The sequence below is a fragment of the Kaistella sp. genome (assembly GCF_041824135.1).
GTDB lineage: Bacteria > Bacteroidota > Bacteroidia > Flavobacteriales > Weeksellaceae > Kaistella.
On record NZ_JBGZYM010000108.1, the window covers coordinates 1 to 2,736 of the forward strand.

Annotated in this window: 3 protein-coding genes; all 3 read left to right on the forward strand. The window is 35.6% G+C overall.

Annotation, left to right across the window (positions count from 1 at the left end):
• Window positions 1–94: 94 nt before the first annotated feature.
• Window positions 95–1,012, forward strand: coding sequence for a DUF6089 family protein (locus ACEYOS_RS13885; protein ID WP_373708820.1), 918 nt, complete (start codon window positions 95–97; stop codon window positions 1,010–1,012).
• Between the two features lies 1 nt (window position 1,013).
• Window positions 1,014–1,766 carry a polyprenyl diphosphate synthase gene (gene uppS, locus ACEYOS_RS13890; protein ID WP_373708821.1) on the forward strand — a complete coding sequence of 251 codons (753 nt, stop codon included), beginning with the start codon at window positions 1,014–1,016 and terminating at the stop codon, window positions 1,764–1,766.
• Between the two features lie 28 nt (window positions 1,767–1,794).
• A partial coding sequence (locus ACEYOS_RS13895) for a POTRA domain-containing protein (RefSeq protein ID WP_373797599.1) occupies window positions 1,795–2,736 on the forward strand: 942 nt, incomplete at its 3' end.

Here is a 2,736-nt window from a genome sequence, read left to right on the forward strand (position 1 = left end):
TTTGATAGCAAAAAATTATGCTTTTTTGATGGTATTTAACTAAAAATTAAGAATTTCTCTAAGGTAAAAATGTTTTATATTTGCAAAATTATTTATGAAAATTGATGTACAGTCATTCATGCAAAAAAAAGTGATCTACTTACTCTTCGCCTTGTTTTTTATTTCGGTTTCCTACAAAGGGCAACGTCACGAAATAGGAGTGCAACTGGGAATGAGTAATTTGGTTGGAGATATCGGAAGAACCAATTATATTTTACAAAAACCTGTTTTCAGCAATATCGCTGATTACGGAATTCCCTTCTATGGAGGCATTCTTTATAGAATGAATTTTAACCCTTATCAAACGGTGAGGTTAAATATTGGTTACAGTCATATTCAGTTTATTGATGCTTTGGCGAAAGAACAGTACCGCAGAAACAGAAAATTATGGGGAACGAATTCAATCGTAGAAGCTGATTTGATCTTTGAATATAATTTCTTTCCAGTGAATGACGAACAGAAAAGTTTACTTAGTCCTTACATTTTTGGCGGAGTAGGAGCAATGCTGGCAAGTACGCCTCAGCTTATTGTAGAAAATGATTTTAGAAGAGATGTTGGTGGAAATGCGATCGCTCCTGTCACTGCAGATGATTTCGATACAAGATCCACTTACACATCAGGAAAAAAATTATCAATGGCAATTCCTTTTGGAGTTGGCTTGAAATATAAATTTAATTATAATTGGGCTCTGTTTGGTGAATTCATGTTCAGACCTACCTTTTCAGATTCTATCGACTACAGTATGATTGATGAGAAAAGCGTAAAAGTAACTTACAACAAAGATATATTGTCGCCGGGAAGCACCAGCAAATCTCTTTTGCAGGAAGATCCTTACAGAACGGCTGCAGAAGCAAAAGTAGCAAAGCTTCTTGAAGACAGACAAATAGGAAACATCAATTCTAAGGATTGGGTAAATACCATTTCGTTAGGATTAAGTTATTCATTCGGAAGACCACCATGTTATTGTGATTAAAATGCAGTCGATAAAAGAAAAATTAAATCTGGATCAACTTCCAAAACATGTTGCCATCATTATGGATGGGAACGGAAGATGGGCAAAATCCCGCGGAGAAGAAAGAACTTTCGGGCACAAGCACGCCATTCAAGCCGTGCGTAATGCTGTCAATGCATGTAACGAAATCCATATTCCTTACCTCACGCTTTATACTTTTTCTTCTGAAAACTGGAAAAGACCAGACGATGAAGTTAGCACGTTGATGGGTTTGATCTCAGAAACACTGCTTCTCGAGGCAGAAGATATATTTAGCAAAGGTTTGCGCATGCACATCATTGGTGATATCAAAAGATTGCCTGAATTGGTGCAGGAGCAATTAATGCAGCTGGTAGAAATTACCAAGCACAATGATAAAGGAAACCTTATTTTGGCTTTGAGTTACGGTTCTCAAAAAGAAATTTTGAACGCGGTAAAAGAAATAAGCTCTAAAGTTAAAAGTGGTGAATTAACGGAAGAAGAAATTACGGAAGAGGTTTTTGAAAAGCATTTGTACACCAAAGAATTTCCGCCGGTTGATTTATTAGTTAGAACCAGTGGCGAAGTGAGAATCAGTAATTTTTTGCTTTGGCAAATTGCCTATGCAGAACTGCAGTTTTTAGATATGCTTTGGCCGGATTTCGGTAAAGAAGATTTCTTTCAGTGCATTTACGATTATCAAAATAAAGAAAGAAGATTCGGTAAAACAAGCGAGCAGCTTGACGAACAAATATAGAAATAAGAAATAGTTAGCAAGATAAAAAATGAAGTTTAAATTCTTACCCATCATCATGTTTGTGGCCTCAGCCCATTTTTATGGTCAGGTTACGCCACAGCAAAATCCTCAGGAAAACAGCGCTGTTGAAACTCAAAATGAAGCCGGAACTTATATCCTGAAGGACATTGTCGTAGATGGTGTGAAAAAATATACGCCTGCTCAAATTTTAAGATTTACAGGTCTTAATAAAAATGAAAGCGTAGAGATCCCAGGACAAAAGATCAGCAACGGTATTAAAAAATTGTGGGAAACTCAGTCTTTTTCAGAAGTTGAGGTTTATATCGAAAGTATCGAAGGTGACCAAGTAGTTTTACGTTTTAACCTTCAGGATTTGAAAGAACTGGGAGAAGTTAAATTTAAAGGTAAAGGAATTGGAAAATCAAAAAGTGAAAAACTTGCGAAAGACAACAACCTGAAGCCAGGAACCAAAATTACGCAGAATTTAATTTCTACCTTGAAAACCAATATTCCACAGGAATATATTAAAAAAGGTTTTGCAGATGCTAACGTTACTATTCAGGATCAGGTAAATGCCGGTGATCCTAATTTGGTAGACTGGACGATTGAAGTTGATAAAGGGAAAAAAATTAAAATCAGCCATATCGAGTTTGAAGGTAATGAAAACGTTTCCGATAAAAAGCTTCGTAGCAAAGCATTTAAAGAAACGAAACAGAAAAGTTTAAGCATTAAAGGAATTCTTAAGCCTTCGAAATTTATTCAGGAAAAATATGATGGAGACAAAGAAAGCTTGGTTAACTATTACCGATCTTTAGGTTTCCGTGATGCCCAGATTGTTTCAGATTCAGTTTGGAGAAATCCTAAGAATCAGTACGAGATAAATGTAAAACTGAATGAAGGTAAAAAATATTATATCGGTGATGTGAACATCTTAGGGAATTCAGCATTCTCGACCGATTATTTACAAAAA

Excerpts from the sequence above, each read along its gene's own strand:
- uppS (WP_373708821.1), top strand. The coding sequence starts at position 1,014 with ATGCAGTCGATAAAAGAAAAATTAAATCTGGATCAACTTCCAAAACAT.
- ACEYOS_RS13885 (WP_373708820.1), top strand. The coding sequence starts at position 95 with ATGAAAATTGATGTACAGTCATTCATGCAAAAAAAAGTGATCTACTTA.